The sequence below is a fragment of the Azospirillum sp. B2RO_4 genome, from assembly GCF_051124815.1.
GTDB lineage: Bacteria > Pseudomonadota > Alphaproteobacteria > Azospirillales > Azospirillaceae > Azospirillum.
This window is the reverse complement of record NZ_CP118486.1, coordinates 379218-399562: the sequence shown is the minus strand read 5'-3', so window position 1 is coordinate 399562 and position 20345 is coordinate 379218. Positions and strand designations below refer to the sequence as shown.

The 20345-nt window shown below is 68.0% G+C and carries 18 protein-coding genes; 4 read left to right on the top strand and 14 right to left on the bottom strand.

Annotated elements, in window-relative coordinates; genetic code table 11:
- A complete protein-coding gene (locus PWS46_RS15885) occupies positions 1-2484 on the bottom strand; it encodes a YbcC family protein (RefSeq protein ID WP_434622025.1) in 2484 nt (827 codons plus the stop codon).
- Between the two features lie 21 nt (positions 2485-2505).
- Positions 2506-4086 (bottom strand): proton-conducting transporter transmembrane domain-containing protein, encoded by a 1581-nt coding sequence (locus tag PWS46_RS15880; protein WP_434622023.1) that lies wholly within the window; start codon positions 4084-4086, stop codon positions 2506-2508.
- Between the two features lie 98 nt (positions 4087-4184).
- On the opposite strand from PWS46_RS15880, the gene PWS46_RS15875 reads away from it, so the two are divergent.
- Positions 4185-5078: a LysR family transcriptional regulator gene (locus tag PWS46_RS15875; protein ID WP_434622021.1), complete on the top strand. Its 894-nt coding sequence runs from the start codon at positions 4185-4187 to the stop codon at positions 5076-5078.
- Here PWS46_RS15875 and PWS46_RS15870 read toward each other — a convergent pair.
- The 10 genes from PWS46_RS15870 to PWS46_RS15825 all read right to left on the bottom strand — a co-directional run bounded on the left by PWS46_RS15870 (position 5075) and on the right by PWS46_RS15825 (position 15051).
- Positions 5075-6784, bottom strand: a complete 1710-nt coding sequence (locus PWS46_RS15870; RefSeq protein ID WP_434622019.1) for an AMP-binding protein — start codon at positions 6782-6784, stop codon at positions 5075-5077. The two genes, PWS46_RS15875 and PWS46_RS15870, sit on opposite strands and share 4 nt — an antisense overlap.
- 102 nt (positions 6785-6886) lie before the next feature.
- Positions 6887-7483, bottom strand: coding sequence for a gamma carbonic anhydrase family protein (locus PWS46_RS15865; protein WP_434622017.1), 597 nt, complete (start codon positions 7481-7483; stop codon positions 6887-6889).
- A gap of 41 nt (positions 7484-7524) precedes the next feature.
- Entirely contained in the window at positions 7525-8748 is a 1224-nt protein-coding gene (locus PWS46_RS15860) for a CaiB/BaiF CoA transferase family protein (protein WP_434622015.1), read from the bottom strand.
- Entirely contained in the window at positions 8741-9688 is a 948-nt protein-coding gene (locus PWS46_RS15855; protein ID WP_434622013.1) for a hydroxymethylglutaryl-CoA lyase, read from the bottom strand. Before PWS46_RS15855 ends, PWS46_RS15860 begins: the two co-directional genes overlap by 8 nt.
- Before the next feature lie 81 nt (positions 9689-9769).
- Entirely contained in the window at positions 9770-11053 is a 1284-nt protein-coding gene (locus tag PWS46_RS15850) for a TRAP transporter large permease (RefSeq protein ID WP_434622011.1), read from the bottom strand.
- A complete protein-coding gene (locus PWS46_RS15845) occupies positions 11053-11628 on the bottom strand; it encodes a TRAP transporter small permease (protein WP_434622009.1) in 576 nt (191 codons plus the stop codon). Before PWS46_RS15845 ends, PWS46_RS15850 begins: the two co-directional genes overlap by 1 nt.
- Positions 11629-11642: 14 nt before the next feature.
- The gene (locus PWS46_RS15840; RefSeq protein WP_434622007.1) at positions 11643-12668 is read right to left on the bottom strand and encodes a TRAP transporter substrate-binding protein; all 1026 of its coding nucleotides are present in this window, start codon (positions 12666-12668) and stop codon (positions 11643-11645) included.
- 147 nt (positions 12669-12815) lie between these two features.
- Positions 12816-13784, bottom strand: a complete 969-nt coding sequence (locus tag PWS46_RS15835; protein WP_434622005.1) for a LysR family transcriptional regulator — start codon at positions 13782-13784, stop codon at positions 12816-12818.
- A gap of 71 nt (positions 13785-13855) precedes the next feature.
- Positions 13856-14077: a hypothetical protein gene (locus tag PWS46_RS15830; RefSeq protein WP_434622003.1), complete on the bottom strand. Its 222-nt coding sequence runs from the start codon at positions 14075-14077 to the stop codon at positions 13856-13858.
- A gap of 125 nt (positions 14078-14202) precedes the next feature.
- Positions 14203-15051: a LysR family transcriptional regulator gene (locus tag PWS46_RS15825; protein WP_434622001.1), complete on the bottom strand. Its 849-nt coding sequence runs from the start codon at positions 15049-15051 to the stop codon at positions 14203-14205.
- A 319-nt stretch (positions 15052-15370) separates the two neighbouring features.
- Between PWS46_RS15825 and PWS46_RS15820 the strand changes: the two genes are divergently transcribed.
- A complete protein-coding gene (locus PWS46_RS15820) occupies positions 15371-15727 on the top strand; it encodes a c-type cytochrome (protein ID WP_434621999.1) in 357 nt (118 codons plus the stop codon).
- A 126-nt stretch (positions 15728-15853) separates the two neighbouring features.
- Here the strand turns inward: PWS46_RS15820 and PWS46_RS15815 are convergent, their stop codons facing one another.
- A complete protein-coding gene (locus PWS46_RS15815) occupies positions 15854-16639 on the bottom strand; it encodes an alpha/beta fold hydrolase (protein ID WP_434621997.1) in 786 nt (261 codons plus the stop codon).
- 129 nt (positions 16640-16768) lie between these two features.
- On the opposite strand from PWS46_RS15815, the gene PWS46_RS15810 reads away from it, so the two are divergent.
- Entirely contained in the window at positions 16769-17671 is a 903-nt protein-coding gene (locus tag PWS46_RS15810; RefSeq protein ID WP_434621995.1) for a LysR family transcriptional regulator, read from the top strand.
- Here the strand turns inward: PWS46_RS15810 and PWS46_RS15805 are convergent.
- On the bottom strand, positions 17668-18612 hold the full coding sequence (locus PWS46_RS15805; protein ID WP_434621993.1) for a LysR family transcriptional regulator: 945 nt from the start codon (positions 18610-18612) through the stop codon (positions 17668-17670). The two genes, PWS46_RS15810 and PWS46_RS15805, sit on opposite strands and share 4 nt — an antisense overlap.
- 180 nt (positions 18613-18792) lie before the next feature.
- Between PWS46_RS15805 and PWS46_RS15800 the strand changes: the two genes are divergently transcribed.
- Positions 18793-20328 carry an ABC transporter substrate-binding protein gene (locus PWS46_RS15800; protein WP_434621991.1) on the top strand — a complete coding sequence of 512 codons (1536 nt, stop codon included), beginning with the start codon at positions 18793-18795 and terminating at the stop codon, positions 20326-20328.
- Positions 20329-20345 lie beyond the last annotated feature (17 nt).

The window sequence follows — 20345 nt, the reverse complement described above, 5'->3', positions numbered from 1 at the left end:
TCAGCAGGCGGCCCGCAACAACCGTTCCTGGGGCTCCGGCAGGGGTTCCTCGTGAGCCGGGGAAGCGTCGAGGTCGGTCCATTGCAGCGACCGGACATAGCGGCTCGCCATTCGGCCCTGCTCGTTCAGCCGGAACAGGTGGAGCCAGCCGTTGTCGAACAGCGCGCGCAGCTCGGGATGGCGGGACAGCACCCCGTCGATCGCCGTCTGCGGTGCCTCCACTACCACCGAAAGCCGCAGCGGCTCGTGCATGTAGCGCTCGCCGTCATGGACCGACTGCCAGGGCAGGCCGACGCGCAGGGGCCCGCCGTTGCCCTCGACCACGCCGATGCCGCCGGTGACGTTGTGCAGCAGCTTGTTGCCGGCGCCGAACATGGCCGGCGCGACGGTGGAGCCGTAATATTGCAGGCTGATCCAGCTCGCAACCACCACCGGCGCGGTGAGGATCAGCTCCAGCACCCGGAAGCCCTCGTCCTGCCGCCAGTCGTAGCTGTGCAGGAAGCTGCGGCCCTGCAGGTCGCGGCCGGCCGTGCGGCCGCGCGGGGCGGCGATGAAGGCGCCGCATCCGGCAAGGCCCCATTCCGGCCGGACCTCCGCCCAGTCGCGGCTGCGGCCGGCGACGTCGTCGGCGCCATTGGCCCGCGGCAGGCGCAGCGCCCGCTCGCCCCGGGCGATGGCCCCGGCGGCGGCGAGCCAGCCGCGCACCCGCTGCAGGTCGGCGGCGTGGGCTGCGGAGGGATGGTCGGCGTCGTAGAGAGTCACCGCGTCGGTGGTGGTGTCGTGCAGCGCGCCGACGAACAGCGTGTCGTCCGGGATGACGATGTCCTGGCCGGCCAGCGCGATCCGCACCTCCGGATCGTTGAGCAGGCCGGCGAGCAGGCGGGCGTTCACCTCCCCCGAATAGCCGCCGCAGGCGCCGCATTGCAGGGCGCTGGCATGCGGGTTGTTGACGGTGGTGGCGCCATGACCGGCGAGCAGGACGATCCGGGCAAAGCCGTCGGTCAGCGACATCGCCCGCAGGATGGTCGCCGCCATGCCGGCGCGCTGGTCCACCGGCAGGGCGGGATCGAGGCGCGGGGCCGGGTCGTGGGGCACTTTGGCGCCGCCCAGCGAGAAGGAGTCGCGCAGCAGCTTGCCGGCATAGACCGGACCCATCGCTTCCACGAAGGCGAAGGACGACACGGCGGCGAGCTTGAACCGGCCCCAGGCCCGCTTCGCCCGCGCGCTCAGCCGGGCCTTGGCGTCGCCGGAAAAGTGTTCGTGACAATGGTCGTGATGGCCGCAGTCGGTGGTCCGCGAGGTGGCGGCGGGGTTCAGCAGCACCGGGCAGCGCGCCTCGTCCACGTCGGAGGCATGGCGCCGGTGCGACAGGGCGAGGCCGAAGAAGCCGGCGAAGCCGATGGTCTCGATCCCCGGCCCGGTCGATTCCAGGGCGCGCCGGAACAGCTCCGACCGCACGTCGATGCAGAAGGCGGTCTGCAGGATGGGACGGCCGGGAGACGGCCGGGCCGCCCGCTCTTGCGCGAAGGTCTGGGCCAGCGCCCGCTGGGCGGCGCGGTCGGCGGCGTCCTGCAGGATGGCGTCGACGATCTGGCCGGCCGTGGGCGCCACCGGCTCGGCATGGGCGGCGCAGACGGTGCGCCAGCGCTTGGCGATCTGCTGTTCATAGCGCTCAAGGAGTGCCTGTTCCCAGACCAGCCGGATCGCCAGGAAATCGCTCAGCGTCGTATCGGATCCGCCGGCGAGTTCGGCCTGCCACAGCCGGTAGCGGGCGAACTGCGCCCAGCCGCCGAGGCCGGCCAGAAGCTGGTGGAAGTAGGTTTCGCAGGCGACGGTGGAAATGCCGAGCCGGGCGACGGCGGCGGCCAGAGCCTGCCCGGCGGTTTCCGGACCCTCGGCGACCCGGGTGGCGAAGCCGGTGAGGCCGAGGATTTCCGGCGTCAGGTCGTGGGTGGCGACGGCGCGCCACGCGGCATAGGCGGACTTGCCCTGCGGCGCCGCCCACAGCGCCTGCCCCATGTCGAAATAGCCGGCGGCCCAGCCGCCGAACCGTTCGGCGATCAGACCCGGCCAGTCGGTGCCGGAGACATCGGCCGCAAGCTCGGCGACGGTCGGCAGGGCCGTCAGCGGTGGGGCGGCGGTGGCGGCGGCGGCCTTGAGGGCTTCGGGCGAGGCCGGGCGGTTGGCGTGCGGGGAGGCCGACAGGGCGCCGGCGAGGTCGTCGTCGGTGATGGCGCCGGACGCGATCCGCTCCAGATACCAGGGGCGCGGCATGGTCACGGCGATGCCGGCGACCCGGCCGAGCCGGGCGGCGGTCTGGGCGAGGCTCTCGCCGCTCTGTCCCAGGAAGGGGTTGACGGCGACGCTGGAGGCGAGCGGCCAGACCGGCGGGATCGCGCGAACGGCGGCGTTGGCGACGGCGGCAAGGGCGGGGTTGCGGGCCGAGGCGGCGTCGATTGGCCGGGCCGATGACTGCGTGGTCATGGTGGGATCGTCCTTCCGGGATCAGGAAATCTTGCGCACGGACCAGCCGCCGAGCAGCCGATCGAAGACGGCGTTGGCGTAGAGGCCGTTGGACAGGTGGACCCGCAGCCCGGCGGCGGCCGGATGGTAGGCCCACAGCGGGAACATCGACTGGGCGACGGCGACGAGGCCGAAGCTGACCACCACCAGCACCATCAGCGCCCATTCCAGCGGGCCGGGGGCCGGCGTGTGCGGCAGCGGGCCGGTCAGCGCCCATTCGGTGACGCTCTGCAGCGCGAAGTAGGCGGTGGAGGCGGCGAGGGCGTAGAGCGCGGTGCGCCGGGTCAGGAAGGCCGGTGCGGCGCCGGCCAGCCCCTGCGCCAGCAGATAGGCGACGCCGAAGATCAGGATGGTGCCCAGCGCCACCGCCTGCGGCGGCTTGGCGGCGAAGCCGAACAGCGCGCCGAACAGGACGAAGAAGGCGGCGTAGATCGTCAGCGCCGCCAGGAAGGCGCGGCCGACCGCGGCGCCGTCGGGGATCGCCACCGGGCCGGGCCGACGGATCGCCGCCACCCCCTCCACCGCGCTGCCGGCGGCCAGGAAGGCGTGCGCCTTGTAGAGCGAGTGCGCCACGATGTGCAGCAGGGCGAGCGGGAACAGCGCCAGCCCGCATTGCAGGACCATGAAGCCCATCTGCGCCACGGTGGACCAGGCGAGCGAGGTCTTGACCGCCGGTTGGGTCAGCATCACCAGACCGCCGAACAGGGCGGTGAAGCCGCCGACGATCACAAGCACCGACAGCACGCCCGGCGCCAGCAGCATCAGGTCGGCGAAGCGGATCAGCAGGAAGCCCCCGCCGTTGATGACGCCGGCATGCAGCAGGGCCGACACCGGCGTCGGCGTCTCCATCACCTCGGTCACCCAGCCATGGGTCGGGAACTGCGCCGACTTCAGCAGGGCGGCCAGCGCGATCAGGCCGGCGGCCCAGGCGGCGACTTCCATGCCTTGGCCGGCGCGCGCCGCCTCGGCGATGGCGGCGATGTCGGAGGTGCCGTAGCCCGCGGCGAGCAGGACCGCGGCGCCGATCAGCGCCGCGTCGCCGACCCGCGCGGTGATCGCCTTCTTGCGCGCCGCCCGCCGGGCGGTGGGCCGGTTCGGGTAGAACAGCAGCAGCCGGTGCAGGAACAGGCTGGTGGCGATCCAGGCCAGGACGAAGTGCGCGAGGTTGCCGGCCTGCACCAGCAGCAGCACCGAGGCCAGCGTGGCGCAGAGCCAGCCGGTGAAGACGCCCTGCCGGTCCTCGCCGTCCAGATAGGTGGCGGTGTAGCGGACGACGATCCAGCCGACGAAGGAGACCAGGGTCAGCATCGTCACACTCACCGCGTCGAGCCGCACCGACAGGCCGACGCCCGCGGCGCCGAGCAGCGGGCTGGTGCCGGCGCCGGTGATGGCGAGCAGGCCGGCCGACAGCAGGGCGACGACGAAGGCGGCCAACGCAGCCATCTCCGCCAGTCGCGGGACGGAGCCGGGGCGTCGGCCCGGGGTGCGGAGCCCGGCAAAGGCGGCCAGCAGGAGGGCTATCGGGCTGAGGAGCGGCAGGAGGTGGGTGGACAACGCGGTCACTCCGGAAATGCGTGAGGAGCCTGTCCCTTCGATCTAGCAGCGCTGAAGCGTCGAAAAAAATTCATTGTTTTCGGGATATCGTTCGTTAAAATCGAACGATGCGCGATCTCAATTACCATCACCTGTTCTATTTCCGGGCGGTCGCCCATGACGGCAACCTGACGCGCACGGCGGCGCGGCTGAACCTGACCCAGTCGGCGCTGTCGGTGCAGATCCGCAAGCTGGAGGAACGGCTGGGCCATGCTCTGTTCGAGCGCGAGGGCCGGCAACTGCGCCTGACCGAGGCCGGGCGGATCGCGCTCGACCATGCGGATTCGATCTTCGCGCTCGGCGAGGAACTGGTGGGGACGCTGAAGGAAAGCGGGCGGAGCCGGCGGGCCTTGCGGGTGGGGGCGCAGGCGACGCTGTCGCGCAATTTCCAGATCGGGTTCCTGCGCCCGATCCTGGGGCAGGAGGATGTCGACGTCATCCTGCGCTCGGGCAGCCAGGCCGAGCTGCTGCAGGCGCTGGAGGCGCTGAACCTGGACGTGGTGCTGATGAACCGCGCGCCGGCCGGCGACGCGGCATCACCCTTCGTTGCCCACCGGCTGGCGGAACAGCCGGTCACCCTGGTTGGAACCCCGCATCGCGCGGCCGGCGGCGGCACCATCGCGGAGCTGTTGACCGCGCATCCGGTGATCCTGCCGACCGCCGACAGCAGCGTGCGCATCGCCTTCGACGCGCTGGCCGACCGCATCGGCATCCGCCCGCAGATCGCCGCCGAGGTTGACGACATGGCGATGATGCGCCTGCTCGCCCGCGAGGATGTCGGGCTGGCCGTACTGCCGCCCATCGTGGTGACGGACGAGCTGGCATCCGGCCGGCTGCACGCCGCCGACGTGCTGCCGGGGATCACCGAGACCTTCTACGCGGTGACGGTGCGGCGGCGCTTTCCCAACGCGCTGCTGCGCGCGCTGCTCAGTGCCGAACCGCTCCAGCCGGCGAGCCGTTAGGCAGTCCGGTCCTGGCTCAGGTTCAGCTCCTCGATCATGGTCTGGCGCATGACGAACTTCTGGATCTTGCCGGTCACCGTCATCGGGAACTCTTCGACGAAGCGGATGTATTTCGGGATCTTGTAGTGGGCGATGGCGCCCTGGCAGAAGGCGGTCACCTGCTGTTCGGTCAGCGCCTCCCCCGGCTTCGGCCGGATCCAGGCACAGAGCTGTTCGCCATACTGCTGGTCGGGAACGCCGAACACCTGCACGTCGGCGATGTCGGGGTGGGTGTAGAGGAATTCCTCCACCTCGCGCGGGTAGATGTTCTCGCCGCCGCGGATCACCATGTCCTTCAGCCGGCCGACGATGTTGCAGTAGCCCTCCGCGTCGATGGTGGCGAGGTCGCCGGTGTGCATCCAGCCGGCCGCGTCGATGGCCCGCGCCGTCTGCTCATCGTCGCCCCAATAGCCGCGCATTACCGAATAGCCGCGGGTCAGCAGCTCGCCCGGCGTTCCCGGCGGGACGATGCGGCCCTCGGCATCGACGATCTTCACCTCCAGATGCGGCTGGATGCGCCCGACGGTGGAGACGCGCCGTTCCAGCGGATCGTCGGTGGAGCTTTGGAAGCTGACCGGGCTGGTCTCCGTCATGCCGTAGGCGATGGTGATCTCGCGCTGGTTCATCTCGGAGACCACGCGCTTCATCACCTCGATCGGGCAGGGCGAGCCGGCCATGATGCCGGTGCGCAGGCTCGACAGGTCGTAGTTGGCGAAGTCGGGGTGGTCGAGCAGGGCGATGAACATGGTAGGCACGCCATGCAGGCCGGTGCAGCGCTCGTCCCGCACCGCCGCCAGCACGGCGACGGGGTCGAAGCCCTCGCCCGGAATCACCATGCAGGCGCGGTGGGTGACGCAGGCGAGGTTGCCCAGCACCATGCCGAAGCAATGATAGAAGGGCACCGGAATGCAGAGCTTGTCCTGTTCCGTCAGGCGCATCGCCTCGCCGACGAAGAAGCCGTTGTTCAGGATGTTGTGGTGGGTCAGCGTGGCGCCCTTCGGGCTGCCGGTGGTGCCGCTGGTGAACTGGATGTTCACGGGATCGTCGAATTGCAGGAGGCCGGCCAGCCGCCCCAGCTCCGCCACGTCGGCCGGGCGGGCCAGCAACGGCAGGTCGTCGAAGTTCAGCATGCCCGGCGTCTTTTCCGTGCCCAGCCGGATCAGGTGGCGCAGGGTCGGCAGTCGTTGCAGCGACAGGGGCTTGTCGGCGGTCGCCTGATCCAGTTCCGGCGCCAGCTTGGCGATCATGCCGAGATAGTCGCTGGACTTGAAGGACGGCGACAGGATCAGCGCGGCGCAGCCGACCTTGTTGATGGCGTATTCCAGCTCGTGCAGGCGGTAGGCCGGGTTGATGTTGACCAGGATCAGGCCGGCCTTGGCGGTGGCGAACTGGGTCACCACCCATTCGGCGTTGTTCTGCGACCAGATGCCGATGCGCTCGCCCGGCTTCAGCCCCAGCCCGACCAGCCCTGCCGCCACCTGATCGACCCGGCGCTTGAACTCCGCATATGTCCAGCGGACGTTCTGGTGACGGACGACGAGAGCCGGCCGGTCGGGCGACAGCGACGCCATGCGGTCGAGATGGGCGCCGATGGTCTCGCCCAGCAGCGGGGTGCGGCTCGCCCCGTGAACATAGCTCTGGGTCAGCGGCTGGGTGTCGGTATGCACGGTTGCGCTCCTCCGGAATTCGTTCTTGAGCGCAGCAGTTGGGGTGGCTGCGCATTCCGGTACTGAACCCATACCGACCCGTATTGTCGATACCCTTCTTGGTTAAATTTCCGCACCGAGATCGAGTTGACCGCGGCTCGACGCCGCGCGTGCGAGGCCGGCATAGTGGCGGACGTCGAAGGCGATGAACTCCACCTCGGCGTCGGTGACGTTGCGCAGGTGCTTCGCCGGGCTGCCGGCCCAGAGCTGGCGGGCGGGGACGCGCTTGCGCGGGGTCAGCAACGCACCGGCGCCGAGCATGGCGCCGCTTTCCACCACCGCACCGTCCAGAACGATGGAGCCGATGCCGATCAGGCAGCCGTCCTCCAGCGTGCAGCCATGCATCCGCACGCCATGACCGATCACCACGTCGGCGCCGATGATCGTGGGATAGTCGTTCAGCATGACATGGATGATGGTGCCGTCCTGGATGTTGGTGCGCGGCCCCACCGTGATGCTGTGGTCGTCGCCGCGCAGGACGCAGCCGTACCAGACGCTGGCCTCCGCCCCGATGGTGACGTCGCCGACCACCACCGCGCCGGGGGCGATGAAAGCGTCGGCGGCGATGCGCGGCCACACGCCGCGCACGGGCTGGATGATGGCGCCGGGGTGGCGGGCGAGCAGGGACTCTCCCGTTTCGAAATTGCTCTCGGTGGTCATTCCTGTTGTCCTTTTTGGGTCCCGCCGCGCTTTTGCGCCAGTCAGGAGGCGAGCCGTTCCGTCTCCTTCTCGGTCTTCGGAACGGCGACCACCCCGGCGGCGAGCAGCCGGTCGATATCGTCCGCAGTGTAGCCCAGTTCGGCCAGCAGCGTCGCGCTCTGCGCACCCACCGGCGGCAGCGCCATGCGCGGTCCCAGCCGGCGGCCGTCCAGCGTCAGCGGTAGCAGCGGCACGCGGGTCTCGCCGCCGGTCTCGGTGGTGATGCGGGCGAGGCCGCCACTCTGGTTCAGGTGGGGGTCGTCGAACAGCTCCTCCGGCCGATTGATCGGGGCGTAGGGCAGGCCGTTGCGCTCGAACAGGTCCGCGATTTCGGCCTTGCTGTAGGCGGCCAGCCGGCGCCGGATCTCCGGCAGCATCCAGTCGCGGGCCTGGCAGCGCTTGGTGTTGCCGTCCAGCCTGGGGTCGGCCAGCAGGTCGTCGAAGCCGAAGGCGGTGCAGAAGGTCCGCCACTGCACATCGCTGACCGCGCCGAGGAAGATCTGCTCGCCGTCCTTCACCTCGAAGGTGTCGTAGATGCTGAAGGCGGCGATGCGCTCCGGGAAGGGGGGCGGCGCCTCGCCGGTGACGGCGAACTGCTGCATGTGCTGGGCCGACAGCAGGACGCAGGTCTCGTACAGGCCGGACTGGATGTCCTGGCCGCGGCCGGTCGCCTCGCGGGTGCGCAGCGCCGCCATGATGCCGATCACGCCGAACATGCCGCCCATGATGTCGTTGACCGAACTGCCGGCGCGCAGCGGCCGGCCGGTCGGGCCGGTCATGTAGGCCAGCCCGGCCATCATCTGCACCACCTCGTCCAGCGCCGTGCGCTTTTCATAGGGGCCGGGCAGGAAGCCCTTCAGCGACAGGTTGATGATGCGCGGATTGCGCGCGGACAGGCTGGCGTAGTCGAGGCCGTATTTCGCCATCAGGCCGGGACGGAAATTCTCCAGCACCACGTCGGCGGTTTCAACCAGCCTGTGGACGGCGGCCAACCCGTCGGGGCTGTTCAGGTCGACTGCCAGCGACTGCTTGTTGCGGTTGAAGGTGCGGAAGAAGCCGGCGGCGGCCCCCGGCAGGGACCGGGTCTTGTCGCCGGTCACCGGCTCCACCTTGATGACGTCGGCGCCAAGGTCGCCCAGGATCATGCCGCAGGTCGGCCCCATCACCATGTGGGAGAATTCGACGACGCGGATGCCGGCCAGGGGAAGGTTGGTGGCGTCAGGCATGGACGGGGCTCCGGTTGAAGTGGCCTTGGACGAAATGCTTGGGCAGGCCGGCGGCGGCGATCTTGCCGTGCAGCGTCTGGCCGGGAAGAAGGGTGGCGAGCAGGCGCTGCGCCTCGATCAGGGCGTCCAGGTCGATGCCGGTGTCGAAGCCCATCGCCTCCAGCATGAAGACCAGATCCTCGGTCGCCACGTTGCCGCTGGCACCGGGGGCATGCGGGCAGCCGCCCAGCCCGCCGAGCGAGGCGTCGAACTCGCGGATGCCGATGTCCAGCACGGCGAGGCAGTTGGCGAGGCCGAGGCCGCGCGTGTCGTGGAAATGGGCACTCTGCAGCCGGTCGCCGGCGAGATCCTTCACCCGCTTGTAGAGGCGGCGGACCTGCGCCGGATCAGCATAGCCGACGGTGTCGGCAAGCGCCACGCGGTCGGCCCCGGCCTCCAGGCAGGCTTCGGCAAGGCGGACCACGTCGTCTTCCGGCACTTCGCCCTGGATGGTGCAGCCGAAGGCGGTGGAGAGGCCGGCGTCGATGCGGGTCTTGTAACCGCCTTCATCACGGGCGCGGCAGACGCGGGCCAGTTCCTCCACCGACTCCGCGCGGGTCTTGCGGATATTGGCGCGGCTGTGCGCCTCGCTGGCCGAGAGCGGCAGGACGATGACGTCGGAGCCGGCGGCGAGCGCCGCCACGGCGCCTTTCAGGTTGGGAGCCAGCGTGTGGACGACGATGCCGGGCAGTTGGCGGGCCCCGGCCACCACCTCGGCGGCGTCGGCCATTTGGGGCAGCAGCTTGGGCGGGACGAAGGAGGCGGCCTCGAAGCGGCGGACGCCGGCGCGGTGTTCGGCCTCCAGCCAGCGCAGCTTGTCGGCGGTCGGCATCACGCGGTCGAGAATCTGGAGCCCGTCGCGCAGGCCGACCTCGACGATGGTCACGGGGTCTTTCGTCATGGCAAGGGTCCTCCGTTCGGATGCGCCGGGACGGGGCGCATCCGGTGAAAACGGGATGGGGGAGCTTTGTAAGGGTCTAGGTCAGACGCCGAAGCCGGCGGCCTGCGGCAGCCAGAGCGACAGGGATGGGACCAGCCAGATCAGGAACAGGCCGGCCATCATCAGCAGCACATAGGGCAGGGCGCCGCGCGTCACCTCGGACAGGGACGAACTGGTGATGCCCTTGATGACGAACAGGTTCATGCCGACCGGCGGGGTGATCAGCGCCAATTCCAGGTTGATCATCAGCATCACGCCGTACCAGACCGGGTTGATGCCGAGCGCGGTCATCACCGGCAGGATGATCGGGGTGGTGATCAGGATGATGGCGATTGTTTCCAGGAACATGCCGAGGATGAAGATCGCCAGCATCACCGCCAGGATGAAGCCGCCCTGCGACAGCCCCAGCGCCGTCACCGTCTCCATGATCTGGGCCGGCAGGCGGATGATGGTGATGGCGTGGCCGAACATGCCGGCGGCGGCGATGATCATGAACAGCATGGCGGTGGTCCGCATGGTCTGCACGCCGCAGTCCAGAAGGTCGGCAAACGACACGTTGCGGTAGACCAGCAGCGCCACCGCCAGCGCATAGACCGCGCCGACCGCCGCCGCCTCGCCCGGCGTGAAGACGCCGAGATAGATGCCGCCCAGGATCAGCGGCGGCATGACCACCGCCCAGACCGATTTGCGGAATGCGGCGGCGACGGTGCCGAAGCCGGGCCAGGGCTGCGACCGGACGGCGTCCTGCCGCTTGGCCTGGAGCCAGCTGTAGCCGGCGAACAGCACCGCCATCAGCAGGCCCGGAATGATTCCGGCGAGGAAAAGCGCGCCGATCGAGGCGTCGGTGACGATGGCGTAGAGGATCATCGGCCCCGACGGCGGGATCAGGATGCCCAGCGTGCCGCCGGCGGCGATCAGCCCGTAGGTGTCGCGCTGGCGGTAGCCGAAGCGCTTCATCTGCGGGATGGAGATCGAGCCGATGGTCAGCGCCGTCGCCACCGACGAGCCGGAAATGGTCGAGAAGATGGTGCAGGACAGGATGGTGGCGAAGCTGAGCCCGCCCTTGATGTGGCCGACCAGCGTGTTCGACATCTCATAGAGATCGTCGACCACCTTGGCCTTGATCATGATGTGCGCCATGAAGGCGAACATCGGGATGGTGGCGAGCAGCGGGTTGTTCAGGCTGGAGAACACCGCGTCGGCCATGCTGTCGATGCTGCCCTCGAACAGGGCCAGCACGCCGAGCGAGGTGAGCGACAGCGCCGCGAAGATCGGCATGCCGCTGATCAGCAGGAGCAGCAGCAGGCCCAGGATCAGGAACGTCATCAGTGGCCTCCCCCCTTCTCATCCGCCTCTACCCCCGCCAGAGCGCCGACCAGCTTGGCGAAGGCGACGATTCCCAGCAGGGCGGCGCCGATGGGAAGCGTGGTCTGCGGGATCCACATCGGCAGCTCCAGCTGACCCGGCGAGAAGGCGTCGAAGTCGTAGGAGAACATCGCGGTTTCCCAGCCGGTGCGGGCCAGCAGCACGGCGAAGACCAGCACCGCCAGATTGGCCCAGGCATCCAGCCAGCGCCGGCCGCGCGGACCGACCAGGCCCATGATGAGGTCGATGCGGATGTGATGGCCGGTGCGCAGCGCCTCCGCCGCGCCGGCCATCACCATGGCGACGACCATGAAGCCGCAGGCCTCGTCGACCCCTTCCAGCGGCTGGCCCAGGACATAGCGGGCGAAGACCCCCGCGGTGGTCAGGGCCAGCACGACGACGATCAGCAGGACGCTCAGCGCACCGCCGATGCGCGCCAGGACCGACGCGGTGCCGGTCAGCAGGCGGAGCGCGGTGCTGGACGCGCCCTTTTCGCGGTCAGGCGTGACGGCGTCGGGGGTGGACATGCTGCTCATGGCCGGTCCCCTCTTCACTGGAGCTTGTTGACGAGTTCCAGCAGCTTGCGGCCGTCGGCTCCGGTCTCATCGGCGAAGCCCTCGGCGAAGGCGGGCGCCATGGCGGCCTTGAAGGCGGCATTCTCCTCCGGCGTCGCGATGTGGACCTTGACGCCCTTCGATTCCAGCTCCGCCGGGGCGTTGGCTGCGGCCTCCTGAGAGGCTTCGATCGCCCAGACGGCGGCCTTTTCGCCGGCCTTCTTCAGCGCGGCCTTGTCCTTGTCGGACAGCTTGTCGTACCAGCGCGGATTGACGTAGCCGTGCAGATAGGCGGCCAGCACCGGCACCACAGTCATGTGGTCCTGCACCTCGTAGTATTTGCGCGACCAGGCGGCGGCGACGTCGGTGATGGCGGCGTCGATGACGCCGGTCGCCAGCGCCTGATAGACCTCGCTGCCGGGGATCGCGACCGGGGTGGCGCCCATCGCCTTCAGACCGCGGTCGAAGGCCGGGCCGAGGCCGCGCATCTTCAGGCCCTTGAAATCCTCCGGCTTGAGCAGCGGCTTGCCCTGGGAGGTGAAGACGCTGGTGTTGGTCTGGAACATCCAGACGACGTTCTTCACGCCCTTCTTCAGCAGGCGCTCCTCAAGGAAGGCGGCCGCTTCGGAGGTCGGCCACTTCTTCCACGCCTCGATGGACGACATGGTGTAGGGACCGACCGTGACGTTCATCAGCGGCAGGGTCTTGCCCCACTGGAAATTCAGCGAGAAGGCGCATTCGATGTCGCCCTTGGCGACGGCCAGGATGTTCTCGTTGGCCTTGATCAGGCTGTCGGAGCCGAAGACCTGGACGTCGAGATCGCCGTCCGACAGCGTCTTCACCTCCGCCGCCCAGCGCTCGACGACCTTCGCGATGTGGTGGGCCGGCGGCAGCTGGTGGCTGCAGCGCATCCGCGTCGCGGCTTCGGCACCGGTCGGCAGCGCCAGCAGAGCCGTGGCGGACGCGGTGGCGAGCAGAGCCAGCATGGTCTTGAAACGGTTGGACGTCCTGGTGGGCGTCATGTCCTGCACCTCCCTCTGGTGGTTCTTACGGCGGTCCAAGGTGTTGAAACGCCGGGCCCATTCAACTGCGGGCTATCTGATTGTTCGTCTGCAAAACAGAACAGCACGGGGAGGGGGAGGTCGTAAAATACAAAGAAAAGAAGCGAGCTATCTGGTTTCGAGATGGCTGGCTTCGAGAAGGGCATCGCGCGGACGACCCGGCCAGCGGCCGGTTGCATGCGCCTCGCGCACCACGTCGATCATCAGCCGCCGCGCCTCGACCACAGCGCGGGAGGCGGTCTTCATGCGCGAGGACACCAGATAGAGCGTGCGGCCCATCGACGGGTTCACCACCGGCCGCGCCACCAGCTCGCCGCGGGCGATCTCGTCGCCGGCGAGCGCGGCCGACTGCACCGTCACGCCCAGCCCGGCGGTGACCGCCCGTTTCAGCGGGATGGCGGATTCGATTTCCAGATAGACCTTGGCGGCGATGGCGTTGCGCACCTGGGCGTCGCTGGCCAGCGCTTGCAGCACGGCGGTGCGGCCGGGCATGATCAGCGGCAGGCGCAGCACCTCATCCAGATCGATCGGGCCGCCGTCGCCGATCATGGCGCGGGTGCCGAGGCAGACCAGTTCCTCGTCCAGCAGCGGCACACCCTCCAGCCGGTCGTCGTTGGGCGGAACCAGGGTGAGGGCGAGGTCGGCCTGACCGGACAGCATCCATTGATGCATGATCTCGCTGTGTGCTTCGATCACGCGCAGCTTGACTTCGGTCAGGGTGGAGGCGATGCGACGGATGAAGGGCAGGCCGATGGCTTCCATCGCCGTATAGTTGAAGCCGACCATCACCGGCCCGACCACCGCCCGCGACAGCGACAGCACGTCCAATTCCGCCTGTTCCAGCGCATGCAGCACGCCGCGCGCATGGGCGAACAGCCGGTCGCCCGCCTCGGTCCGGCTGACGCCGCGCGGCTGACGCAGCAGGAGCTGGACACCCAGATCGCCCTCCAGCGTCGCCACATGCTGGCTGAGCGCCGATTGCGCGACGTTCAGGAACTCGCTGGCCTTGGAGAAGCTGCCGAGTTCGCAGACGGCGACGAAATAGCGGAGGCGGCGGAAGTCCAGCTTGATCGACATGCGGCTTTGTCCCACAGGCCCCGCTGCCGGACAAAGCGGAATATTGGCCGCGGACGGGGCGTATACTCAGGTCACATGCGCATCATGCGGAAGATGGCGATGAACATCACCACCACGCCCACTTCGGCGGCCGTGGCCATCCAGGCTGGGTGGAACACGATGCCCAGCGGCATGATGAGAAGGAGGATGAGCGCCGGGAACACGACGTATGGAGACTCAAGCCGGCGGGAATTCGCCTGCGTCGCGGTGTCTTCGTCGGCCGGCAGCGACGGCTGCGCCATCTGCATGGTCATCGGATCGGAACCCTTGTTGATGGTTGGGTGCGCGGGCCGGCAACAGCCCGGCGACGCCGATCCTAGGCAGCGGCATTCATCGGAAAAAGCGAAATTAACCGATGGTTCATATCGGCTTTTTCAATTCAAACCCGCACCTCCAGCGGAGCGGCCAGGATGGCCTTCAGCCCGGTGAGCGCCGGGTCGATGATCGCCTCGTCGGCGTCGGTCGGATAAGCGGCGTAGATGGGAAGGCTCAAGGGCCGGGCTTCCGGCAGGATTTCGCCCTTGCCGGCGTCGATCAGCGGTTGGACGAGCTGGCGGGGAAAGTGACCGGTGCCGCCGCATTGCTTGACATAATCGAGCCCCAGCGTGCCGACGCCGATCGACACCGGCGCCGACTGCACGTCGTCCGGCCGGTGCAGGCGCACGTTGCGGCGGAAATCGTCGCCCCAGTCGATGTGGACGTACGGCTCCTCTGAATAGTCGTCGACCGCCGGGATCCGGAAGAGGACCAATTCCTCCTCGATCAGCAGGCGGATCGACAGGCCGGGCAAGGCCCGCGGCGAATAGAGGACGGCGACATCCAGCGTCCCATCCTGAAGTCCCTGCAGCAGCCCGCTGGGCAGGCCGACGTCGCAGCGCAGTGCGATCTCGTTGGCGTTTCGGCGCATCCAGGGGATCCAGCGGTAGAGCAGGCGGTTCCACAAGCCGGCCTCGCTGCCGATGCGCAGAAGCGCCTTGTGGCCGGCGGGCAAGGTGGCCTCCTGGCGCGCCTGCTCCCACAGGCGGAGGATGGCGACGGCATGGCGCTGGAAGCGCAGGCCGGCGGTGGTCAGCGTGGCGCCGGTCTTGTTGCGCACGAACAGCCGGCAGCCAAGCTGCTGTTCCAGTTGCTGGATCCGCGTGCTGACCGTTGACTGCGTGACGTGGAGCCGGTCGGCCGCCGCCATGAAGCTGCCCGCCGCCGTGACCTCCAGAAATGTCCGCGCCATTTCCGTATCCATGACACCTCACCTGACCGCCGGTCCTTTCGGATCAGACCTAAAGCATCGGCGGCTTGATCGCGACCGGGCGGTATGAGACGATTCGTCGCATCCGCTGGGTGCAGCCGCTACCGGCAGATCCCCTAATGGGAGGAAATAATATCGAGGAAATCGATAATAACCATCGGTTAAATTCGCTTTCTGGCTTTTCCGACCGCCAGTAGCCTCCGCTTCGCCAGCCGGAAGCGATCCGGCCGACCTCTCCGGACATCCGGAGACAACGTTGAAAAATGGGAGTTCCGCTGTGTCCGTCATGCGCAATATTCTGTTGGCGTCCGTTCTTCTCATCTCCGGTGGAACCGTTGCCGCCCAGGCCGCGGATGCCGCGGCGGGCAAGACGGTGTTCAACGTTTGCAAGGCCTGCCACACGATCGAGGCCGGCGGCCCCAACCGCGTCGGTCCCAACCTGCACGGCATCGTCGGCCGCAAGGCGGGCACCCACGACGGCTTCAGCTATTCGGCGGCGATGAAGGATTCTGGCATCACCTGGGACGAGGCGAAGCTGAACGAATATCTGAAGGATCCGAAGGCGACCGTCCCCGGCAACAAGATGGCCTTCGCCGGCGTCAAGGACGACGCCAAGCGCGCCGACCTGATCGCCTATCTGGCGAGCGAGTCCAAGTAAGGTCTGGCTAACCTGATCGACGGAAGGCACCGGATACGGCCCTTGGCGGGATCGCGTCCGGTGCCTTCTGTGTTTGTCGCCTTCTGTGTTTGTCGCCTTCTGTGTTTGTCGAATGATCGCCGGGGATCAGTCGGCGGCGACTGCCGACAGCAGGTCGGAACAGGCGTCGGCGACGGCGGAGGGGGCCTCCAGCGGCGACAGGTGGCCGACGCCGGGGAGGATGCGGAACTCTGCCGCGGGCAGGATTTCGCCGTAGATCTGCCGGAGAGCGTCCGCGCGTTCGACCCGGTCGCAATCGCCCACCGCGATCAGCGTCGGGATGCCGATGCCCGCAATTCCGTCAAGGCGGGCGAGCATGCCGGCCTTCGTCCATTCCCGCTTGGCGCCCGCCGCCCCCTGCAGCGTATCCTCGACCACCTGCCTCCGGTCCTCCTCCGGTAGGCCGCGGTGGCTGAGGATTTTCAGCGCTTCGTCCACACCCTCCGCGCTCTGATAGGAGGCGAGCATCGCCTCGCGCACCTCGGCCGGCACCGGCATTCCGGTCGGCGGGGAGGGAGCGATCAGGACCAGTCCCGCAAGAGCGTCGTTGCCCTTCGCGGCGACGATCTGGGCGACCTTGCCGCCCATGGAATGACCCACCAGAATGCAGCGGGTCAGCCCCATCTTCGCGATGACTTCCGAAACGTCGCCGGCCATCGCGTCCAGGTCATAGCGCCCGTCCAGGGCGACGGACCCGCCCCAACCGCGCAGATCCAGGCTGACGCAGCGCGCCCGATCCTTCAGTCGTGCGACGACATGGCGCCAGGTGCGGGCGGAACCGCCCCAGTAATGCAGGAACACCAGTGCCGTGTCTCCTTGACCTTCGTCTAGCGCATGGATGACCGCCCCGTTCGTTTCGATCTTTTTGGACATTGCCAAGCTCCGTGATTTTGCTGTCGCGCTGAATTCGATTTAGTCGCTGAACGGAGCCGTGATAATCAGGCGCGAAATGGATTCATTCCGAACCAGGAGTGGATGATGGCGCTGGATACGCTGACCGGCATGACGGTGTTCCGCCATGCCATCGAAGAGGGCAGTTTGGCGGCGGCGGCGCGGCGGAACGGCCTGTCGGCGGAAATGGCCGGCCGGCATCTGAGGGCGCTGGAGGCACGGCTGGGGGTTCGGCTGGTCAACCGGTCGACGCGCAAGCTGAGTTTGACCGAGGCCGGTCAGGCCTATTTCCTCCGCTGCACGGCGATCCTGGATGAAATCGCCCTGGCCGAAGCCGACGCCGGAACACGACAGGCGGAGCCGCGAGGTCAATTGCGGGTGGCGGCGCCGCTTGCCTTTTCCAATGCGGTGCTTGGGCCGGCGGTGGCCGATTACATGCGCCGCTTTCCGGGCGTCACCCTGACGCTGGATCTCAGTGAACGGGAGACCGATCTGCTCGGCGAAGGGTTCGACGTCGCCTTGCGTCTCGGCACGCTGCCGGACACCGCGATGATCGCCAAGCGACTGGGCGGCTTTCCACTGATCCTGGTCGGCGCGCCGGGCTATTTCAGGTCCCGCACCTTACCGGAGCATCCGAAGGATCTGCGGGAACACGGGATTCTCGCCTATATGCAGACCGCGACGCCGGAGCGGTTCGTGCTGTCCGACGCCGCGGGACATCGGACGCAGGTTGCGTTCGAGGCGCAGCTTCGGGCAACGGATGCCGGTTTCCTCGTCACGCTCGCGCTGCTGGGACAGGGATTGGTTCTGGCGCCGTCCTTCCTCGTCATGGAGCACGTCGCCGAAGGCCGATTGGTTCATGTCCTGCCGGACTGGTCTGCACGGACGCTGCCGCTGCACGCGATCATTCCCCATCGCACGCTGATGCCGGCGACGGTCCGGAGCTTCATCGACGTCGTTGCCGCGTGGGTCGGGGGGCGTGACGGCGACGACGGAAATTTCCGCTCCCTCTAGGACAAATCCTCCTGCCCGGCGGAGGCCAGCGGCGGTTCGGCGCCGCGGTCCATGCGCTTGATGATGCCGGTCAGATGGGTGGCGAAGGCATACACCGCCTCCGGCAGATGGCGGCCGAGCATGGTCTGGATCTGGTAATAGCGCTGGTCGAGCGTGGGGGAGTCGATCGGGACCGACGCCACCGGATGGCCCACCGTGCTGGCATGGACGGTGAAGGGGCTGGCGATGGTGATGCCGCCGCCTTCCGCGGCGAAGGCCCACAGCCCGGCGATGTAGTTTGAAATCAGCACCGGTTCGATCACCACCCCGGCCAGCCCGCAGGCGATGTCGAACAGCTGCCGCACCGTGGTGTCCTTCTCCGGCAGCGCGATCGGTTCACGGGCCAGCTGGGCCAGCGTCAGGATGGGCCGACCGGCCAGCGGGTGGTCCTTCGCCATCACCGCCAGGACCGGCGCGCGGCCTTCCCCCATCGCTCTGACCCCCGGTTCGGGAGCGAAGGAGAAGGTGGCGCCGATGTCCACTTCCCCCTCCCGCACCATGCGGGTTACGGCGGCCGGCGCGACGATGCGCAATTCGATGCGAATGCCGGGATGGCGGTCGCGGAAGCTGCAGATGGCCGCCGGGATCAGGCTCATGCCGAACCCCTCGGTCGCGGCGACGCGCACCCGGCCGCTGGCCAGCCCGCGCAGCCGCTTCAACTCGGTCACGATGGCCTCTTCCTCAAGGAAGACACGCTGGGCATGGCGGGCGAGCAGGTCGCCGGCATAGCTCGGCACCATGCCGCGCGGCCGGCGTTCGAACAGTTCGACACCGAGATCGGCTTCGAGATGGGCGATCTGCCGGCTGATGGCGGAGGAGGCGACGTGCAGCCGCGCCGAGGCGTCGGCGATGGAGCCGGTACGGGCGACCTCCAAAAAATAACGGAGCGCGGTGGCGTTCATGGCGGTTCCCCTGGCCGGCGCCTGTTTGCTAAGCTTGCGGAAAATCAGCACCGCAAATCATACGGTTGCCGGTTCGGCAACGCTAACTTCCAACTATTATAATTGCGGCATGCCAGTCTGCACAATACCGTGTCATGGCTAACTTTCGTGCAAATGGACCCTCTTGGACGGAGTTCGGACATGGCGCCCTTTGCGTACGGTAAGTCGATGATGTTCGCAGCCGCGGCGGTCGCGGCCCTGGCCCTGCCTTCGGCGGCGTTCGCCGACAAGGCGAGCGACACGCTGGTCTATGCTTCCGACAGCGAGCCGGAGAACATCAGCCCCTATCACAACAATCTGCGCGAAGGCGTCATCATCGCCCATCTCGTGTGGGACACGCTGGTCTACCGGAATCCCAAGACCGGCGAGTATGAGCCGGAGCTGGCGACCTCGTGGAAATGGATCGATCCGGTCACGCTTGAACTGAAGCTGCGCAAGGGCGTGACCTTCCAGGACGGCTCGCCCTTCACCGCCGACGACGTGGTCTTCACCTTCAATTACGTGCTGACGCCGGAAGCGAAGGTGGTGACCAAGCAGAACGTCGAATGGATGGCCGGCGCCGACAAGGTCGACGACTACACGGTGCGCGTCCGCCTGAAGGGCCCGTTCCCGGCCGCGCTGGAATATCTGTCCGGCCCGACGCCGATCTATCCCGCCGCCTATTTCAAGAAGGTCGGGCTGGACGGCTTCTCCAAGGCGCCCATCGGCACCGGTCCCTACCGCGTCACCGCGGTGGAGAACGGCAAGGGCGTGACGATGGAGAAGTACAAGGACTATTTCAAGGACAGCCCGCTCGGCCAGCCGGCCATCGGCAAGATCCGGTTCCGCGTCATCCCCGACGGCGAAACCCGCATGGCCGAGCTGATGACCGGCGGCGTCGACTGGATCTGGCGCGTGCCGAAGGATCAGGCGGAACAGCTGAAATCGGTGCCGAACCTCACCGTGCTGTCGGCCGAGACGATGCGTGTCGGCTTCCTGCAGTTCGACGCCGCCGGCCGCACCGCCGCCGACACGCCGATGAAGAAGGAGAAGGTGCGCCAGGCCATCGCCTACGCCATCGATCGGCAGGCGATGGTCAAGAATCTGGCCGGCGAGGGCGCGCGGGTGATGCATTCCGCCTGCTTCATCGACCAGACCGGCTGCACCGACGACGGCGTGCCGCGCTATGAGTACAATCCCGAGAAGGCAAAGAAGCTGCTGGCCGAGGCCGGCTATCCGGACGGTTTCGAGACGGAACTCTACGCCTATCGCGAGCGTGACTATGCCGAGGCGGTCATCGGTTATCTGCGCGCGGTCGGCATCCGCGCCAACCTGCGGTTCCTGAAATACGCGGCGATGCGCGAGGCTGCCCGCGCCGGCAAGGTTCCGCTGGAGTACCAGACCTGGGGCTCCTTCTCGGTCAACGACGCCTCCGCCTTCACCGGCGTGTGGTTCAAGGAGAATGAGGACGACATGAGCCGCGACCCCAAGGTCAAGGCTCTGCTGGAGAAAGCCGACACGACGACCGACACCGCGGCGCGCAAGGACCTTTACAAGGAAGCGCTGTCGATGATCGCGCAGAAGGCCTATCTGCTGCCGCTGTTCTCCTATCCCAGCAATTACGCCTTCACCTCCGATCTCGCCTTCACTGCACAGCCGGACGAGCTTCCGCGCTTCTACGCCGCTCACTGGAAGTGAGGCCGCGGCGGCGGGCC